General features: G+C 45.0%; 19 protein-coding genes. 2 read left to right on the top strand and 17 right to left on the bottom strand.

What is annotated here, in order from left to right; all coding sequences use genetic code 11:
• Positions 1–11: 11 nt before the first annotated feature.
• Positions 12–521, bottom strand: a complete 510-nt coding sequence (locus ACMQ5W_RS00675) for a pyridoxamine 5'-phosphate oxidase family protein (RefSeq protein ID WP_419022540.1) — start codon at positions 519–521, stop codon at positions 12–14.
• A 195-nt stretch (positions 522–716) separates the two neighbouring features.
• Positions 717–1175: a DUF1801 domain-containing protein gene (locus ACMQ5W_RS00670; protein ID WP_419022538.1), complete on the bottom strand. Its 459-nt coding sequence runs from the start codon at positions 1173–1175 to the stop codon at positions 717–719.
• Between the two features lie 255 nt (positions 1176–1430).
• Here ACMQ5W_RS00670 and ACMQ5W_RS00665 point away from each other — a divergent pair, with 255 nt between their 5' ends.
• A complete protein-coding gene (locus ACMQ5W_RS00665) occupies positions 1431–1985 on the top strand; it encodes an ABC-three component system protein (RefSeq protein WP_419022536.1) in 555 nt (184 codons plus the stop codon).
• Between the two features lie 83 nt (positions 1986–2068).
• Here ACMQ5W_RS00665 and ACMQ5W_RS00660 read toward each other — a convergent pair whose 3' ends face one another.
• The 11 genes from ACMQ5W_RS00660 to ACMQ5W_RS00610 all read right to left on the bottom strand — a co-directional run bounded on the left by ACMQ5W_RS00660 (position 2069) and on the right by ACMQ5W_RS00610 (position 10751).
• Positions 2069–2635 carry a hypothetical protein gene (locus ACMQ5W_RS00660; protein WP_419022534.1) on the bottom strand — a complete coding sequence of 189 codons (567 nt, stop codon included), beginning with the start codon at positions 2633–2635 and terminating at the stop codon, positions 2069–2071.
• 187 nt (positions 2636–2822) lie between these two features.
• Positions 2823–3479 (bottom strand): hypothetical protein, encoded by a 657-nt coding sequence (locus ACMQ5W_RS00655; protein ID WP_419022532.1) that lies wholly within the window; start codon positions 3477–3479, stop codon positions 2823–2825.
• A gap of 521 nt (positions 3480–4000) precedes the next feature.
• The gene (locus tag ACMQ5W_RS00650; protein WP_419022530.1) at positions 4001–4399 is read right to left on the bottom strand and encodes an arsenate reductase ArsC; all 399 of its coding nucleotides are present in this window, start codon (positions 4397–4399) and stop codon (positions 4001–4003) included.
• 3 nt (positions 4400–4402) lie between these two features.
• A complete protein-coding gene (locus ACMQ5W_RS00645; RefSeq protein WP_419022528.1) occupies positions 4403–4747 on the bottom strand; it encodes a thioredoxin family protein in 345 nt (114 codons plus the stop codon).
• A gap of 19 nt (positions 4748–4766) precedes the next feature.
• Entirely contained in the window at positions 4767–5768 is a 1002-nt protein-coding gene (locus tag ACMQ5W_RS00640) for a permease (RefSeq protein ID WP_419022526.1), read from the bottom strand.
• An 89-nt stretch (positions 5769–5857) separates the two neighbouring features.
• Positions 5858–6172, bottom strand: a complete 315-nt coding sequence (locus tag ACMQ5W_RS00635) for an ArsR/SmtB family transcription factor (protein ID WP_419022524.1) — start codon at positions 6170–6172, stop codon at positions 5858–5860.
• Between the two features lie 253 nt (positions 6173–6425).
• The gene (locus ACMQ5W_RS00630; protein WP_419022522.1) at positions 6426–7532 is read right to left on the bottom strand and encodes a plasmid recombination protein; all 1107 of its coding nucleotides are present in this window, start codon (positions 7530–7532) and stop codon (positions 6426–6428) included.
• Positions 7533–7980: 448 nt separating this feature from the next.
• Positions 7981–9135 (bottom strand): helicase RepA family protein, encoded by a 1155-nt coding sequence (locus ACMQ5W_RS00625; protein WP_419022520.1) that lies wholly within the window; start codon positions 9133–9135, stop codon positions 7981–7983.
• A gap of 7 nt (positions 9136–9142) precedes the next feature.
• The gene (locus ACMQ5W_RS00620; protein ID WP_419022518.1) at positions 9143–9463 is read right to left on the bottom strand and encodes a plasmid mobilization protein; all 321 of its coding nucleotides are present in this window, start codon (positions 9461–9463) and stop codon (positions 9143–9145) included.
• Positions 9464–9465: 2 nt separating this feature from the next.
• Entirely contained in the window at positions 9466–10548 is a 1083-nt protein-coding gene (locus tag ACMQ5W_RS00615; protein WP_419022516.1) for a tyrosine-type recombinase/integrase, read from the bottom strand.
• A 5-nt stretch (positions 10549–10553) separates the two neighbouring features.
• Positions 10554–10751 (bottom strand): DNA-binding protein, encoded by a 198-nt coding sequence (locus ACMQ5W_RS00610; protein ID WP_419022514.1) that lies wholly within the window; start codon positions 10749–10751, stop codon positions 10554–10556.
• Between the two features lie 187 nt (positions 10752–10938).
• On the opposite strand from ACMQ5W_RS00610, the gene ACMQ5W_RS00605 reads away from it, so the two are divergent.
• Positions 10939–11460, top strand: coding sequence for a helix-turn-helix domain-containing protein (locus ACMQ5W_RS00605; protein ID WP_419022512.1), 522 nt, complete (start codon positions 10939–10941; stop codon positions 11458–11460).
• 139 nt (positions 11461–11599) lie between these two features.
• On the opposite strand, the gene guaA is transcribed toward ACMQ5W_RS00605, so the two are convergent.
• From guaA to ACMQ5W_RS00585, 4 genes are all read right to left on the bottom strand, one after another.
• Positions 11600–13141 (bottom strand): glutamine-hydrolyzing GMP synthase, encoded by a 1542-nt coding sequence (gene guaA, locus ACMQ5W_RS00600; RefSeq protein WP_419022510.1) that lies wholly within the window; start codon positions 13139–13141, stop codon positions 11600–11602.
• A gap of 155 nt (positions 13142–13296) precedes the next feature.
• A complete protein-coding gene (locus ACMQ5W_RS00595) occupies positions 13297–14805 on the bottom strand; it encodes an IMP dehydrogenase (RefSeq protein ID WP_419022508.1) in 1509 nt (502 codons plus the stop codon).
• Positions 14806–15012: 207 nt separating this feature from the next.
• Positions 15013–15552, bottom strand: coding sequence for a DUF4352 domain-containing protein (locus ACMQ5W_RS00590; protein WP_419022506.1), 540 nt, complete (start codon positions 15550–15552; stop codon positions 15013–15015).
• A gap of 151 nt (positions 15553–15703) precedes the next feature.
• The gene (locus tag ACMQ5W_RS00585) at positions 15704–17497 is read right to left on the bottom strand and encodes a hypothetical protein (RefSeq protein ID WP_419022504.1); all 1794 of its coding nucleotides are present in this window, start codon (positions 17495–17497) and stop codon (positions 15704–15706) included.
• Positions 17498–18378: the final 881 nt, after the last annotated feature.

The raw sequence follows: 18378 nt of genomic DNA, 5'->3' as shown, positions 1-18378 counted from the left end.
TTGAAACAGGTCTATTGGGTAATTTCCTGCATTGCCGGTGGCAGCGGACGGCGTTTGGCAGTATAGTCACTGACCTGGATTTTGATTACGTTGACCACGGAAACCATCTTGTCCTGGAACTCAAAGTCCCTGCTCGTCTGGGATTTCATGAAGATGGAAAGCGCTTTTTTCTTTTCCTCTACATCGTCTAAAATCTCTGCTCGCCCTTCTCCCATAATCGACTGGTAGGACGTGCCGTACTGGCAGGCAGCTTTTCCATCAAAAGGCGTTACATCGCATTCCATCTCAAAGAAAACATTGGGATTGGTTCTGATCAGGTCAGTCTTGCGGCCCTTCGTCGCTCCGTGCATGTACAGGGTCAGCTGGCCCTCTTCCATGGTATAGCCGTAGTTCATCGGCACCACATAGGGCATATCCTCGTCGATAAGACCTAGATGTACAATTTTGCACTTGTCCAAAATTTCGATGATTTCGTTTCTGTCCGTCACTTCACGCTCGCGGCGGGTAATTCCTCTGTTCATGTTCGCTCTCCTCTTTCTTGTAATAATCTATATACATCTTATCATCTGTGCCAGCTTTTCACCATAGATATTTAAAATATCTGTACAAAGGCTGCCAATATTATTTAGAGTGGACATAAAAAAACTGACCTCTGGAAAATAAACTCTTTTCGGTCAGTTTCTTTCTTTGATATATTTTGGTAAACCTGCTCTTTGTCAATCCGTTTTACTTGTCGATTTTTTCGAATCGTTGTCCGAAAGTTCCCTCACGTACTTTACTGCACTGCCAATCATTTCTGTCAAAACAGCGGTATCAATGTCTGTAAGTTTGTTTATATAGACACAGCTCTTACCCGAAGTAGTTTTGCCCAGGCGCTGTAAGTAATCTTGAAGCTCTGGTTCATCCAGATAGATATGCAGCGTTATTTGTTTCTTTGTGACAGAGAACCCTGTTGCGTAGATTTCACCGCTGTATCCGGAAGTACAGGTATATCTGTAGGTTCCATACCCGATAAATTTTTCTCCCCACACTACGGGCGACTCACCCGTACTTTTCTCAAATATATCAAGTAAAATTTTTGCATCCGCTTGCTTTTTTTCGCTTAGGATCATTGAAATTACTTGCAAAGGACTGCGATCCGTGGGCTGCGTTTTTAGCTTGTACTTGCTGCTCATATATAACTCCTAATTTTTTATTTTATGTAACGGTTATCTTTACGGAGAAATGTGCTGCATTTCATTAATATGAGTAGCTTCCATGCGAATTTCAGTTTAAAATCCATACTTCCTCGTGATAACAGATATTGAAATAGTTTGTACTACTTATAAAAAAATTAATGCTCTATTTTAAGAACTTCTGTGAAGTGTCAAAATAATAAATCTTTATTGTGTATCTTATACATGATATAATTATTATGAGAGGTGAGTCTTATGGAAGATAAAAGAAAGAGTTATACAGACAATGAAAAATTATTACTTTTCAATGAAGTAGACGGTTATTGTCCTTTGTGTAATGAAAAACTAACTTACTTTAAAAATGGTAAGATATACAAGTTATTTGAAATTGCACATATATACCCCTTGAATCCTACCAGTGAGCAAAAAGAAGAATTAAAAGAATCACCAAGGCTTGATAGTGATGTAAATAGTTTGAACAATGTTCTTGCAGTATGTCCGAAATGCCATACGAAGTTTGATAATCCAAGGACTAAAGAGGAATACATGTTGTGGTATGAATTAAAGAAAAAATTGATTTTAGAAGAAAATCTAAGAGATAATTATTTTTTCTTTAATTTGGAAGAAGAAATTAAAGAAATATTATCAAAGCTGGATAATGACCAACTCGAACTACAGGAAACACCTTTAAGTTACAACTCTTTAAAAATTGAAGAGAAAACTAATGATACATTACCATCACATGTTAAAAGAACAATTAAACATGATGTTGTTGACTATTTTGATTATATCAAAGAGATTTTATATTAAATAAAATATATATTAGTCAAAAAATCTATTTCACAAGTCAGCATTTGTATAGCATCCTTAAATTACCGTCTTTTCGAATAGCATTATTTGCTAATACAGCACTTGTATTGTCGATAGCACTCACCTTTTTGATAGTACTCTATTAATATAGTATTACGATTAAAATTAATCTCATAATATATTCCTAAATCATACCCGCATACATATTCCGGTAATGTTTTTCCGTCATAACTCCAAACCTCTTGATCAGGGCTTTTAGTAAGACATTCTAATCTTATTCTATCATTTTCTTTATCGCATTTTCTTCCTGTTGATTTCTTCATTTCTAATGCAATTAGATTATCATGGCACATATTCAATCCTCTACTATGTACAATTAAATCGCAATTAATCGTGACTATCTGTTGATCTAATCCTTTAATAGTCTTTTTTATTGTTTTAACCTTACCGCCGATGTTACGATTATATTCAACATCTACATAATAATCCGAAAATTTCGTAGAAGCAATAATATTCTTTAGTTCCATCATTAGTGCGCCGCAAAATGTTCTTTCTGATACTCTAGTTTCAAAAAGCATTGTATTATTTATTAAAAATCGCTCATTAGCCGCTTCAAAAATTTTTTCTAATTCTTCTATTCGTTCCTTCATGTATTTCTCTTTCCCTCAAATAGACCTATCTATTAGCAACTCTTTAATTTCATCTGACATAGAATTCTGAGCTGTTATGTTCTGCGTTGATTTTTCTTTTGTATTTTCTTACTAATCGCTTTCTTCTGTTGTTTATATCTTTGTTTACAGTTATGATACTTAGGACTTTGAGAATATCTTTCAACCCCTACGCTAATATTAGAAGCGCATTTTCCAATGATAACATTGCTATTCTATTTTTTGAAGCTTTCTTCATTCCAAAAATAAAGAATCCAATTCCAATAAAAATTATTGTTACAGCTAATGAAAGAAAAAAAATAAGTGATATTTCTTTCGTATCATTAGCCTTACCATACATTCCTCCTAAAAATGCACTTACTAATGCAATTAATACAGTAATGCATGGTTGTGTGGCCAAATATACATCTGATTCAGCAGTTCGCATATCATGTACACTTGATAAAATCAGTCTATAATCGTCTTTGTCACTTATCTTATATTCTTTACCTAGATATTCCTTCAATACCAGCGCATAACTATATGTTCGCTCATATTGATGATCTGTAATTTGCTGCGCCCTTACCTTATTACTAATGATAATAGTTAACAATAAATAACTAATCACAGCCAATTGAAGTATACTATAGGCGTTGATTCTACTCAAAATAAGCAAAGCTAATGCGATTACTTCAAAAATAATCATTATAATGCCAAGTACTGTATATTCTGGCATAAACATCGCATTATGTTTAAAAGTCTGCCATTTTGTTTCTTCTTTATCTGATTCATTTAATTCGTTCCAAAAAATATTTTTTTTATACTCTAATAGGATTCTGTCAATCATTAATTCTACCTCCTATCAATATCCTAGCCTATTTTATATATTCACGATATATTTTATCTAAATTTAAATAATTTTTCAATAGACATATTTCATACTCTACACCTTAATAACATATTAAGCAGTATCAGTCGTTCATTATTTTCTATTTTAGAATCTGAATTAGCTTTGCATCTTTCCACAGTCGACATATGGCCTTGCAAATTACTCTCATAAGCAATATCCCGCTATCTATCACAGAGAAATCAAATAAAATAATGTAATGACAATGCAATTTTGAAAAAAAGCTGTAAAACCCTTTATCTAAGGGCTCTACAGCTTAGGTGTAACTATTCAAACTCGCTCTTAACAGATGTTTCTTAAACAATTCTGTTAGGACGATTTAGCACAAATTATTTTAGTTCTTTCCATTCCCCATAAATGATGGGCTATCCAATTTTCTGTTGCCATTTTGTTGCCGCAGTTTTACCGGAAAGCTGTCTGGTGTGTAGCTTGATTATAGCATGAGTGCCGAGGTTTGGCAATCACATCAAAGTCTGTTTCAAGTGCAAAATATGTTGTTCAATGCTTTGAATAACCGCTATAAATTCAGTGTCACTTTTGCCTGTTGGGTCGTCCAGACCCCAGTCCTCCCGGCGCTTGCAGGGCAGATAAGGACACTCTACATTACACCCCATCGTTATCACTATATCCACAGGGGGAATGTCGGCCAGCAGTTTGCTGTGTTGTGTTTGTCCCATGTCAACGCTATAAAGCTGTTTCATCAACCGTACTGCATCTTGATTGATCTGCGGCTTTGTCTCCGTCCCCGCCGAGTAGCTGTCAAACACATCGGAGGCCAGCAGCTTGCCAAGAGCCTCCGCAATCTGACTACGGCAGGAATTGTGAACACAGACAAATGCCACTTTGGTTTTTTGTCCCATATGTTACCCCCTGGCCTTTTGGATAAGGGCCTTTGCCTCGTCCTTTTTCAGCACCTTGCCATAGGACACCACCTTGCCGTCCACCACCAGAGCCGGGGTGGTCATCACCCCATAGGCGGCAATCTGTGTGAAGTCCGTCACATGGTCGATAGTGGTATCCATGCCCAACTCCACAAGGGCGGCGCGGGTGGCCTCCTCCAGCGCGTTACACTTGGCACAGCCGGAACCCAGCACCTTGATTCCTGTGGCGGCCTTGGCCGCCTCTGCCTTGGCCATAGTTTCCGGGGTGCAGTTGCCCCCGCAGCAGCAAGACGCAGTTTCTTCTTTCTTCTTTCCGAACAGTCCCATAATCAAATCCTCCTAAAAATTATATCAACATGAATTGGAACGCATTAAACAGGTAGCCCACGATAATGATTCCTACCGTACAAATGCCAATGAACAGGGCCAGCAGTTTGGGCTTGACGGCCTTTCGGAGCATAATCATGGACGGCAGGGACAGGGTAGTGACCGCCATCATAAAGGACAGGATTGTGCCAAGCTGCGCTCCTTTGGATAGCAGAGCCTCCGCCACTGGGATTGTGCCAAAAATGTCCGCATACATGGGAACGCCTACCAGTGTAGCCAGAATAACGCCAAATGGGTTGTTGCTGCCTAAAACAGCCTCAATCCAGCTTTCGGGAATCCAGTTGTGAATGAGCGCCCCAATGCCGACGCCGACGAGGATATAAGGAAACACCTTTTTGAATGTCCCTAGCATTTGTTCTTTCGCATATATCACACGCTCCCGCCGGGTCAGATCGGGCGATTCAATATCTACCCCGCCCGCCGACATGATAAAACTTTCAACGTGTTTTTCCATATGCAACTTTTCAATGATTGTACCGCCTATTACGGCGATGATAAGTCCGACCACCACATAGATAATTGCGACTTTTGCCCCAAAGATACTCATAAGCAGAACAAGACTTCCCAAGTCTACCATCGGAGAAGAAATCAAAAAAGAGAACGTCACGCCCAAGGGCAGCCCCGCACTGGTAAAGCCAATAAACAGGGGGATAGACGAGCAGGAACAGAAAGGCGTCACCGTCCCCAGCAGGGCGGACACGATATTGGCCCAAATCCCGTGGAACCGTCCCAAAATACGCTTGCTCCGCTCCGGCGGAAAATAACTTTGAATGTAGGAAATGGCAAAAATCAAAAAGCAGAGTAGCACCGTGATTTTCAGCACATCGTAAATAAAAAATTGAACGCTGCCGCCTACACGACCAGCTATATCCACCCCCAGCATAGAGAGGACGTTGCCAATCAACTCATTCAACCACTTCATGCCCAAAACTTGGTCTTGGATAAACTCCCATACGCCCATAAAGAAACCTCACTTTCATTTTGTTGGACAACATATCAAAAAATTTTGATGTTTTGTGTTTAGATAAACGCCATCTCTTCTGATGGCGTTTATCTGCCGCTGGAAAGACAACCGTCCGCTTGCTCCGTGGTCGGCGTGGTAAGGGCCAGCAGTAGCTTTACAGCCCTTTCCCTCCCAGCCTCGTTCAATCGGTAATGTGTCCATTTGCCCTCTTGACGGCTTGCCACAAGGCCGGAATCGCAAAGTATCTTCATGTGATAGGAAAGGCCCGACTGCGTTAAGTCCATCGGTTCTTGCAGAACGCAGGCGCATTTTTCTCCACTGCGTAGCTGTTCCAAAATGGCAAGGCGCTTGGGGTCACACAGTGCCTTAAACACTTTTGCATTCTCTTGATATGTTTCCATGCTATTACCTCAAATCAAAATCTTTTGATATGATTAGTATATGCAGAAACATCTAAATTGTCAACCCCCATTTGCAAAAAAATGCCCAGGAGAGGGTGGAATGTTCCTTTCCTCTCCTGGGCCAATGCTGGTTTGTGGACAGTTAGGGGCTGAAAAAGTCTCTATCCATGCGGCTTTTCGGTTACTTTCCAGAGGGGACCTATATACTTTCCCTCTGACCCCTCAAACGAGCCTCTAAGCGTCTACAAGGCGGTTAGCGCACCTCCTTTGATTGCCGCTGGTCTTTTCGTTTCCCGAACAAGTGGGATAGGCCATGCTGCTCCATGATGGATTGATACTGCTTGACTCGCTGGCGCAAGTCCCTGTTTTCTTTTTCCAGCGCCCCCATACTCAAAAAACCTCGGACAGAACGCAGCTCGTCACGCTCCCGCATGACCTCCGACAACTTTGTCTTTAGGTCGGCTATGGTCTTTTCAGCGGCCTTGAGCAGCCGTTCCAGCCTGCCGGTCTTTTTCTCTTGTACAACATACTTTTGCGCCGCTGTCATCAGATTTTGGTAGTCCTCTCGGTCAATCATTACTTTGCTGGAAAGAGGGACATTTTTTGCCTCGATTTGCTCCACCGCCGCTATATCCAACTGTTTCTTTTTCAGTCTGGATATAGATTGTTCCAGTTCCTTGACCTCCGCTTGTCGCTCCTGTTTCTTAAAGTCCAGTACCGATAGATGCTCTTTGTGGGAGCCAAGCTGCTCCCATTCGATACCATGCCGCTCCATGACCTGGGCCAGCACTTTCTTTTCGGCGTTTATCCACTCATTCAACTCCGTGGCCCCTCTGGTGCCACCCTCGAAGCCTTGGGCCGCCAGCGCCTTTTTCATGGACACCCTGGTGTCAAGCCCCCGCTTGCTCTCGGTGATAAAAGGGACGAAATCAATATGTAGGTGGGGGGTGGCCTCGTCCATGTGGAGGTGAGCGGAGAACACCCGCAGTTGTGGGTTGCGCTCCCCAAACCCTTTCATAAACTCGTCCAGCACCGTCTTGGCCTGTTTTGCCTCGTCTGTCCCAACGGCGGTATCTTTGACATTCCCAATCTGGAATATGACCTCATAGAACAACTTTTCCTGTTTCCCGGTACGGATATGCTCGTAGTAGTCAGTAATCTTTCTGTCGCTCCGTTTCTGCTTGTCGTTGTATCGCTCCAGTGCCGCCCCAAACAGTTCTTGATAGACCTGTTTCAAGTCCTCATGGCAATAGGTAATGTTGTCCCCCGTCCTGGTGCGGTCGATGTTTTCTGCGATAAAGTTCCGGTTGTTGTGGGTCAGCGACCCTCTGCCCACCATGCCGCTGATAGTCCTACGCAAAGGCTTTTCACGCTCCTTTCCAATCCGTTCCTCTCGCCGCTTTATCGGCGGCCTTTGTTACTTTCTGCGAAAGTAACGCAAAAGCACTTTTGACACTTCGTATCAAAAGCGCCCTTGCGCCCTACGGGGTGGAGGGGGCTTTGCCCCGGCAACTGCGGTTGCCTCCCCAGCAGGGCCGCCCTTTGAAAAGGGCACCCTGCACCCCGCCTAAACTTTATCACTCGCCGTTGGGCAGGAGGGAAAGGCCACAGCCTTTCCCTCCACCCGGTAAGTGTGTTCCGTAGGCCGGAAGTCAAGGGGTTCGGGTTGTATTGCCTTGCGGCAATCTCCACCCGCAGGTATGCCCCCTTGACTACCGACCTCGCTCCCTGTGACGGTTGTGACGATGGTGACGGTCTTTTCAGTACCGCACCCACACTCAAAATCATCGTCACAACCGTCACCATCGTCACGCCTCCTTTGGAATGAGGGACAGCTTGACCTGCCGCCCGGTACGGTTGCGGCTGCTCTCATACTGGAGATTGTATTCCTCCAGGAGCCGCCCAGCGTTCACATTCAGCCGCATGGTGAGCGTGTTGGGCTTTATATCCAGTTGGAGGGCCTGGACAAGTTCGGTGGCCGTCCCTGTCCACGTTGACCTGTCCGCTGTCACCAGAGCCGCCACAGCCTCCAGTACCGGGTCGGGCGGCGCTTTCCAAAGTTCCGTTTCGGCCCGTTCCAGTTCCCACACCAGCCGCTCCATGTCCCGGTTCAGATGGAGCCGTTGGTCTTGTTGGTCGCGCCCGGACAGTTCCAAGGTAGCACCCCTGTCCGTCCGCTTTTCCTTTTGGAGCAGAAATGCCCCATCTGCCGCCCCTAACAGGCCGTTGGTGCCGGAAATCATGTCAAACTTATCATCGGCTTGTTGTTTGCGTGTATGATGTACCAGCAGGAGGCAAATGCCCATCTGGTCGGCAAACTGTTTCAGTTTCCCGATGATGTCATAGTCGTTTCCATAGCTGTACTTGTCGCCGCCAGCCTCCCGGATTTTTTGCAGAGTATCAATGATGATAAGCCGGGTGTCCGGGTGTTCCTGGACAAACCTCTTTAACTGTTCCTCCAGGCCCCCACCAAGCTGTTTGGCATAAATGGAAAAATAAAGGTTATCGGTGCCGTCTGTCCCGAACATTCGGTAAAGCCGTTCCTGTAAGCGCCGATGGTCGTCCTCCAGCGCCAGATAGAGGACAGTCCCTTGATGGACCGGGTAGCCCCACAGGGGGAGGCCAGCGCCGACATGGTAGGCAAGCTGGGCCATGAGAAAGGACTTGCCCACCTTGGGCGCTCCTACAAACAGATAGGCCCCAGGGTAGAGCAAGCCGTCGATGACCGGCGGCCTGCTCTGGTACACGTTCTCGTAAAGGTCGTTCATGGAAATGGTGGGCAGATACGCCGGGTCGCTGAATCTCTGCATTTGCCGCAGCACTTCGTCCAAATCTTTCTCCTGGGGATTGTTTTCGGCACAATCCTCTGTTATACTCGGTGTAGGTTTTTGTATGAGCGGCTGTCCCCCATCTGCGCCAACAGATGGAACCGGGGCAGTCGTTTTCATTTTCTTATCTTCCATCAATCTATCAGTCCTCCCCCATACCGCCCATGATGGCGGCGATCAGTTCGATGGTGTCCATCAGTTCATCATCCACACCGCCCCCGGCCTCAATGCGCCGCAGTTCCTCCAGGACGGCGGCCATCTCGTTCCGCAGGGCCTTATATACCCTGGGATTGCCCTGTACCACCACATCCCGGCACAGGAGCCGCCGGGTGATGTAGTCCTGCTTGGTCAGCCCGGAGAGCCGCACCGCAGCTTCAATCTGTTCATCTTCCTCCGGCGACACCCGGAACGCAACCGTTTTGTTGCGCCAGCGGTTTTTGTTGTCCCTGTTTTTGAGTGACATGGTTATTCTCCTTCCTCTGTCCGTAGACAGTCTAATTTTTCCGCCATCTCCGTCTGCCGGGTCGGGAACAGGTGGGCGTAGTTATATGTGATGTCGATACTCTCATGGCCTACCCGGTCGGCTATGGCGATAGCCGAAAAGCCCATATCTATCAGCAAAGAAATGTGGCTGTGACGTAAGTCGTGTATTCTGATACGCTTTAGCCCGGTTTCCTTTGCGCCCCTGTCCATCTCCCTGTGAAGATAAGATTTCGTCACTGGGAAGATACGGTCAGTCGGTTCGGCTCCATAAATGCTCTTGATGAAGTCCTGCATTTCTTCACACAGGAAGTTGGGCATTTTGATGACCCGGTTGCTTTTGGGTGTCTTGGGGTCGGTGATAACGTCCCGGCCCTTTAGCCGCTGGTAGGATTTTGAGATGGAAACCGCACCCCGCTCAAAATCGAAGTCCGCCGGGGTGAGGGCCAGCAGTTCCCCCTCCCGGATACCGCACCAGTAGAGCATTTCAAAGGCGTAGTAGGACAGGGGCTTGTCCATCATCACATCGGAAAACTTTTGGTATTCGTCCTTTGTCCAGAACAGCATTTCCCGCCCCTTGGCCTTGCCCATGTTGCCCACCTTGGCGGCGGGGTTTGTCTTTAAGTTGTAATACTTGACAGCATGGTTGAAAATGGCGCTCAGCTGATTATGTAGGGTTTTGAGATAGACCGGGGAATAGGGCTTGCCGCTCTCGTCCCGGAAGTTTATCATCTCGTTCTGCCACGCCATGATTTCCTTGGACTGGATTTCCGCCATCTTCCGCTTGCCAAAGTAGGGGAGCAGCTTGGTACGGATAATATGCTCCTTGGTTCCCCAGGTGTTCTCCTTGACCCGGCTTTGCATATCCGTTGTGTAGAGCGCCACAAAGCTCTCAAAGGTCATATCCAGGTCGGCAGTGGCCCTATGCTCCTGTTCCCGCTCCCACGCCAGGGCCTCCCGCTTGGTGGTGAAGCCCCGCTTTTGGGATTGCTTGCGCTCCCCTTTCCAGTCGGTGTATCGGTAGATGACCCGCCATGTGTTGGTTTTTTCTTCCTTATAGACCGCCATTTGAATCACTTCCTTTCTGTTTTGTCCCGTCCGCCGTAGCAGACCTTTTCCATGAAATACCTTTTGTTGACCCGGCCTGCTACGGTTAGATAGCCCATGCCTTTCAGTTCTGCGTTCAGTTTTTGGACGATTTTGTAAGCGTAGGACTTGGACACGCCCAACTCTGCCGCCACGTCGTCTACTCGCATAAAGGTGTCGCTCATGTTAGACCTCCTTTCCGAAGTTAATCATATTTGTTTAACTTCTTATTCGCATTATACTAAACCTATTTGTTTTAGTCAAGGGGTTTGCAGGAAAATATTTATCTTTTTTGTTTAAGTTCTGCTTGACTATCCTTAAACAGATATGCTATACTGATTTCGACAAGAAAACAGATGGGAGTTGGCTGGTATGGCGATTGGTGAGAGGATACGGTTCCTCCGCAACCTGCGGGGCATGACACAGAAATATCTTGGTATGACGGTGGGCTTTCCAGAAAAGACCGCCGATGTCCGCATGGCGCAGTATGAATCCGGCACCCGGACACCCAAGGCCGACTTGACCTCCGCCCTGGCCCACACGCTGGACGTATCGCCCCAGGCGCTTGACGTTCCTGACATAGACAGCGACATCGGGCTTATGCACACACTTTTTGCCCTTGAAGATTTGCGGGGCCTCAAAGTCAGCGAGGCAGACGGTGAAATCTGTCTGCGGCTGGACAAGTCCAGGGGACGCACCTATGACGACATGATGAAAATGCTGACCGCCTGGAGAGAACAGGCCGCCAAGCTGGAGGCCGGGGAAATCACCAAGGAGGAATACGACCAGTGGCGCTATCACTACCCCGAATTTGACACCACACAGCGGTGGGCCAAGGTTCCCTCACAGGCTTTGGGTGATATGCTGATAGAGGGCCTAAAGTCTGATAAATAACAAAAAATGGACTATCTGATTTTCAAAATCAGATAGTCCATTTTTGATGGAATCATGAAAAGTGTTGCCAAATCGTTGCCACAGCGGGGGTTAGGCGCTGAAAAAGCCCGGTATTACTGGCTTTTTTCAGCCTCCGACATTATTCCCACTCTATAGTTCCTGGTGGTTTTCCTGTGCAATCATAGAACACTCTATTGACATGATCCACTTCGTTAATGATCCTAGTGGTCACCTTTTCGATCAGTTCCCACGGAAGCTTTGCTGCTTCTGCGGTCATGAAATCATTAGTGGTCACTGCTCTTAGCGCCACAGCATAATCATAGGTTCTAAAATCGCCCATAACGCCCACGGAACGCATGTTGGTCAGCGCTGCAAAGTACTGATTGACTTCCTTATCAAGACCAGCGGCTGCGATTTCTTCACGATAGATGAAATCTGCATCCTGCACGATTTTGACCTTTTCTTCAGTAACTTCACCGATAATACGGATGCCAAGACCAGGACCCGGAAATGGCTGGCGGAATACCAGATACTCCGGAATACCAAGCTCCAAACCGGCTTTACGCACTTCGTCCTTGAACAACATGCGAAGCGGCTCAATGATCTCCTTGAAATCCACATAGTCAGGAAGACCACCCACATTGTGGTGGGATTTGATTACAGAAGAATCGCCCAGTCCGCTCTCAATGACGTCGGGATAGATCGTACCCTGAACCAGGTAATCCACCGCACCGATTTTCTGCGCTTCCTCCTCAAAGACGCGGATAAATTCCTCGCCAATGATTTTTCTCTTTTCTTCAGGCTCCGTAACGCCTGCCAGCTTATCGTAAAAACGCTGTTGTGCATTGACGCGGATGAAGTTCAAGTCATAAGCGCCCTCAGGGCCGAAGACAGCTTCCACTTCATCTCCCTCGTTTTTACGCAGGAGACCGTGATCGACAAACACGCAGGTTAACTGCTTGCCAACGGCTTTTGACAAAAGCACAGCTGCAACAGAAGAATCCACACCGCCCGAAAGGGCGCACAAAACCTTGCCGTCGCCCACTTTGTCGCGGATTTCTTTGATCGTTGCCTCGACAAAAGAATCCATCTGCCAGTCACCCTTGCACCCACACGGGCCATAGACAAAGGCCGACAGGATTTCCTTTCCCTGACGAGAATGCTCCACTTCAGGGTGGAACTGCGTAGCATAGAGTTTCAACTCATCGCACTCAAAAGCCGCCACTGGACACACTGGTGTGTGTGCCGTGATTTCAAAGCCTTCAGGAACTTTTTCGATGTAGTCTGTGTGACTCATCCAGGCGATGGTCGTGTCAGGGACATCCTTCATCAAAGTCTTCCTGCTGGCAACGGTTACTTCCGTTTTGCCGTACTCACTCACTGGTGCAGTCTTTACCTGACCGCCCAAACTCCAGGCCATCAGCTGCGCACCATAACAAATACCCAGAATTGGAATCCCGCACTGGAACAACGCTTTGTCATAATGCGGTGATGCCATATCGTAGACACTGTTCGGTCCACCAGTTAAAATGATCCCTTTCGGGTTCTTTTTCTTTATATCGTCAATCGACATTGTATAAGGCTGAACTTCACAGTAAACGCCGCATTCGCGCACACGGCGCGCAATCAGCTGATTATACTGACCTCCAAAGTCCAAAACAATAATCAATTCTTTATTCATACACACTCCCTATGTTAAATTAGTTTCTATATATACGGATAGTGCCCACAAATTGTTTGTAACAAGACGGCAAAGCTGTGCGCCCCAGAGCGTACTTGTACGCACGTGGGGAGTGCACAGCTGAAGCCAAACACCGTTACAGGCAATTTTGGGTGCTATCTGATTGCGTTCTGACTGCTGTCACGAAGAATAACATCATGTGCTCCGCCCTCTACGATAGAAGTTGCAGATACCAACGTCAGCTTGGCGTCTTTCTGCAGTTCCTGAATAGAGAGAACGCCGCAGTTGCACATGGTTGCTTTCACTTTGTTCAGAGAGAGGTTTACATTGTCGTGAAGTGAACCGGCGTACGGAACGTAGGAATCGACACCCTCTTCAAATTTCATCTTGGCGTCACCGCCCAGGTCGTATCTCTGCCAGTTGCGAGCACGGTTGGAACCTTCGCCCCAGTACTCTTTGACGTAATTTCCGTTGATGTTCAATTTGTTTGTAGGTGATTCATCAAATCTGGCGAAATATCTGCCCAGCATGATAAAGTCCGCCCCCATGGCCAGCGCCAGGGTCATATGGTAATCGTAAACGATGCCGCCGTCAGAACAGATTGGCACGTAAACGCCCGTTTTCTTGAAATATTCGTCTCTCGCTTCTGCCACTTCGATCACTGCGGAAGCCTGACCGCGGCCGATGCCTTTCTGCTCCCTCGTGATGCAGATGGAACCGCCGCCGATACCGATTTTAACAAAGTCAGCGCCTGCTTCTGCAAGGAAATTAAAGCCGTCTTTATCTACGACGTTACCTGCTCCGATTTTGACAGTGTCGCCGTATCTTTCTCTCACCCATTTGATTGTATCCAGCTGCCACTCAGAATATCCTTCAGAAGAGTCGATACAGAGTACGTCGGCACCTGCCTCAACGAGAGCCGGGATTCTCTCTTCGTAGTCGCGAGTATTGACACCTGCGCCTACCACATATCTCTTGTGAGAATCGAGAAGTTCATTAGGATTTGATTTGTGATTGTCGTAGTCTTTTCTGAATACAAAATGAGTCAGTCTCTGGTTATCATCGATGACAGGTACTGCATTAAGCTTATTATCCCAAAGGATATCGTTGGCTTCGCTCAGGGTGCAGCCTTCCTTTGCGTAAATCAACTTCTCAAAAGGCGTCATAAATTCACTGATCTTCGTGTCTGGATCCATTCTGCTGACACGATAGTCCCTGCTGGTTACCAGACCGAGGATTCGGCCTTCTGCTGTTCCATCCTCTGTTACCGCAATGGTGGAATGGCCTGTCCTGGCTTTCAGTTCTAATACATCCGTCAAAGTCTGATCCGGTCTCAGGTTGGTGTCGCTCTTAACAAATCCAGCCTTGTAGGACTTTACGCGTTTCACCATCTCGACCTGGTTTTCCACGCTCTGTGAACCGAATATAAAAGAAATTCCACCTTCTTTTGCAAGTGCTACTGCCATCTTATCGTCTGATACGGCCTGCATCACTGCTGAAACCAGTGGAATATTTGCTGTAATCTTGGGTTCTTCACCCTTCTTATATTTTACAATAGGGGTTTTCAGGCTGACATTCTCAATTCTGCAGTCTTTTGATGAATAGCCTGGTACTAACAGATACTCGTTGAAAGTTCTTGATGGTTCATTAAAATAGTGGGCCATGTGTTGTTCTCCTCTCCTAAAAATAATATTGAAATACAAATTACTTATGAAAATAGACGGCTTTTTATAGCGCGTGCCGTCTCATGTTTCCAATTATTTTATACTATTTTATTGTCATTTGCAAGGGTAAATTTACCCTTTCTCGCAGCAAAGATAAAATCTTTCAAGCCGGTGCAAAGAGCCCGGCCTGAAAGACTAAAAATTTAGTTATAATTTGAGATCTACCCAGTTGGTATTGCCTATGCTCTCGTCACCGTAAAACTCCATATAGTCCATGACAATCTCGTCCACATCTTCGTCTACAAGGAACACGATATCCCCTGTCAAAGTCTTGCCCGCTGCCAGGTCGGTTTCATCTGGGTACATATCGTCGTAAAAGCTGTCAGCTGTGTCCAAATGTCCGTCTTCTGATGCTTCCATGTATCCAATGAAGTCATAGTTGCCTGTTACAAAAGACTCTTTCGTGGTGTTTTTCACCGAAATATTGACAACTACGTATTTCTTGCCTGCACCAGCAGACTTTCCACTCAGTTCTGTCTCTGTCTTGACGGAATTCACTTTCCATTCGAAGAAGGAATTCTTCATCGTATCACCAACCATCCCGGTGGTAAGTTCCCCTTGATAAAACTCTGCTTCTTTCAGTTCATTTAAAAGCGGCCCGGGTTCTTTATCGTCGCTTCCACATGCCGTAAATGTCAAAGCCAACATGATTCCAAGCAAGACTGCCAGCAATTTTTTGTGTTTCATATCTTTCTCCTATCACTGTTATCTTTAATTACAATATCATTATAACTTGAAGATTCCATCGAATGCAAATGAGATTTTTGTGAAGATATGCAAAGTGGCCGCTCCCTTGGAGCAGCCACGTTACTTGTTTTGTTATGAAATTTGTAGCAAGTTATTTTGCTTTGATCTTTTTATTGGCGGACCAATTACCAACTAAGGTATCCCCATTATCCAACACTTTGATAGCGCGAACTTTGACATAGTATGTCTTTCCAGACGTGCGGTTTTTCAAAGTTGTTGAAGTCTTCGTATACTTGCTGTCGATATGTTTAACGTATTTAGAATAATACTTACCGTTTCTGCCGTATCTAACTTCATATTTTGTTGCACCTTTTACTTTTGTAATCTGTACTTTGATCTGCTTCTTGGCAGGCTTTGAAAGGGCTACGCCCGGTTTTACAGGTTTCACCTTCACAGTTACTACCTTTGATGCCGGATCAGAAGTCTTTGTTCCCACAGTTTCAACAGTAATCTTTGCAACACCTGTATTTTCAATGGTCACATATCCATCTTCATCAACAGTTGCAACCTCAGGATCAGCTGAAGTGTACTTGAAAGTAACGCCTGCTTCTGCAGTTGAAATTCTAGCATTGAGGTTGAATGAAACACTGTTCGTGTATCTTGTATAAGTAGTATATCCAGTAATCACTTTGCTGTCTGCACCTTTGATCTTGAACTCCAAAGTCTTTTCGCCAGCATATGTGCCAATCCCCTTCACAATCGCCTTGCCAGTACCTGCGTTTACATTGTTCTCATAGGTAACCGTGTAATCTGTACCCTGAACAAGGGTCTTAGCTCCATCTTTTACAGCAACCGCTGGTGTTTTTGCCGTTCCGTCATACTTCAGATTGTCAGCGCCAGTTAAAGCGATGTCTAATGTTGAAACGTCTTTACCTGCAATTGTAAATGTGCCGCTGATTGCCCCAGTGAAGTTGCCTGCTTCAGTTGCAGTCAAAGTCAATGTCGCAGTACCCGTATTTACATTATTTGTTGCATTTGCTGTATAGTCTGTCGCCTTTAGGTCATAGCCTCCAAGTTTTACTGTATAAGTAGGCATGATAGGCTGTCCTGTAGTGCCATAGGAATCTGGGCTAATCGTCAAAATAGCATCTGCTAATTTTGCCTTATTAATAGTAAAAGAAACACCTTTTGTTCCCGCATAGGAGCCCGCTCCTGTTACAACAATATTCGCAGTTCCAGCGTTCACATTGTTCATGTATTCTACAGTATAATCCGTATTCTCTACAAGGGTTTTGCCGCCAAGTTCTACTCTGATTGCAGGTTTCTGCTCAGTTCCATCAAAAGTGTATGTCTGGTTGATCTGCTCAAAATATACAGCAGCTTTGCTGAAATCATTGGTTACTACATTGAACTGGTGCGTAATTGTTCCTGCATAATTTCCTTTGAATGAAATTGCTGCAGTTTCTGTCCCTGCTGTAAGTTTTTCTGCAGGCTGCTCAATCGTAAAGTCAGTGCCTTCTGCAAGGGTATTACCATTCCAAGTAATCTTTACGCCTTTAATTTCCTCTGCGCCTGTCAGCTGTGTAGGAATCGTGATCGTCGGCTTATTTGCGTTGCTGAAAGCTTTTTCTACAATGTTGAAGTTCTTTGTTGCGCTGCCGGTATAAGCGGGAGCTTTTCCCGTTATAGTTACCTTCGCTGCACCAACATTTGTGTTGCTTTCGTATGCAACATCATAGTTTGTTGCTGCTACCTCTTTTCCGTCCAATGTCACTTTCACTTCTGGTGTAATTTCTTTACCAGTATAAGTAACGTCTGCAATAGCGGCAATCGTCGCTGTGCTTAAGTCAGTTGCAGTTGCTGCCGTATCGTCGGCAAAAATTGTCGCTGGCAATGCACAAATCACCATTGCAACTGATAATACTAACGCCATTAGTTTTTTCATATTTTCTTTCCTTTCTAGTTTCTATCAATAGATTTATTCTAACATAAATCTTTTACATTGTCACCAATACAATTCTTCCCATATCGATGTAGTTAAACGTAAACAAAATGTTCCGTTTTTAATCATTAGCTTACTTTTTTTTGATTTTTCTGTATAATGTAATAGTGGATTGCAGACATTAAACTGGTCTCACAATCTACAATTTGCTTTGTTCAAAGCAAAACACCAAAATTCTATTAAAATGCAACCTAGAGTTATGCGGTTTTAATGGCGAGAAAAGGTCAAGGATACCCACTTGGCCTTTTTCTTGTTTTTGCACTAACCATCATCAAAACAATTTAAAATTTAATTTCTTGATGTAAATCCACCCCCGACCCCTAAGATCATTGTAAATTTCAATCCACGCATCCATGAGGATGCGACCGCAAAATATGGTAGTCATGGGAGAATCATACACTAAATACAGAAACCATATATATAACCAAGTCTTTAAAGTGACGATTCATTCCTACATTTTAAGCATATTCTACCATATTGAGGTGCGAAAGACCCGGGGATTCCATGTTCACTTATCTTTCGCACCTGGGCGTTTTCATTTACTACACGCTTGTTATATACCTCCATTTTACCATAAATCTTCTGGAAATAGCACCTAATTTGAACATTCTCTAAAGCCATGGCCCCATTCCCTCCAGGTTCCCTTTACAATTAAAATCCCCTAAATCCACATCAGAAACATCAAAACCCCAACACCTCTATGCCTTTCCCCTAAGATCATTGTGAACTATCATTTCATTTGTAAGTTTTGTGCAAAAAAGCGCATAACTATAATCTTACAAAACGAACAAAAAAGAGGGAGGAATTCTTAAAATGAAGAAATT

The sequence above is a fragment of the Emergencia sp. genome (genome assembly GCF_048465375.1).
Classification (GTDB): Bacteria; Bacillota; Clostridia; order Peptostreptococcales; family Anaerovoracaceae; genus Senimuribacter.
Note: the sequence above shows the minus strand (reverse complement) of the source record. Positions and strands in the feature narration are given on the sequence as shown.